Genomic DNA, 547 nt, shown 5'->3' with positions numbered 1-547 from the left:
TGAAGAGCAAGGGAAGTTGACTCCCGAGCTTAAGCAAGCTATCCAAGCTGCTGGTAAATTAGCTGAGGTAGAAGAACTCTACCTACCCTACAAGGAAAAACGTCGGACCAAGGCTACCCTTGCTCGGGAGGCTGGCTTAGCTGATTTGACACGGCTGATTTTGCAAAATGTTCCGGATTTAGAAGCTCAGGCTGCTAACTTTGTTAGTGAAGGTTTTCCAACAGCCGATAAGGCTCTAGCTGGTTCCCTTGATATTTTAATTGAGGTGCTGTCAGAAGATAATCGACTGCGCTCTTGGACCTATAATGAAATTTGGAACTACAGCCTGCTGGTTTCCATCCTCAAGGATGCCAGTCTGGATGATAAGCAGGTCTTCCAAATCTACTACGATTTTTCGGAAAAAATCAAAGATTTTCAGGGCTATCGAGTTTTAGCCCTCAATCGTGGGGAAAAGCTGGGCGCACTCAAGGTGGGCTTTGAGCATCATATGGACAAGATTATTCGTTTCTATGAGGCTCGTTTTAAGACCAGAAATTCCTATATTGAT

General features: G+C 44.6%; 1 protein-coding gene. It reads left to right on the top strand.

The annotated features are described in order from the left end of the window. The coding region (locus FH871_RS34585; RefSeq protein WP_305036621.1) for a Tex-like N-terminal domain-containing protein at positions 1-547 on the top strand (547 nt) is incomplete at both ends.

Origin of the sequence: Larkinella sp. C7, assembly GCF_006149005.1 — a bacterium.
In the GTDB taxonomy this organism is placed as follows: Bacteria; Bacteroidota; Bacteroidia; order Cytophagales; family Spirosomataceae; genus Larkinella.
Note: the sequence above shows the minus strand (reverse complement) of the source record. Positions and strands in the feature narration are given on the sequence as shown.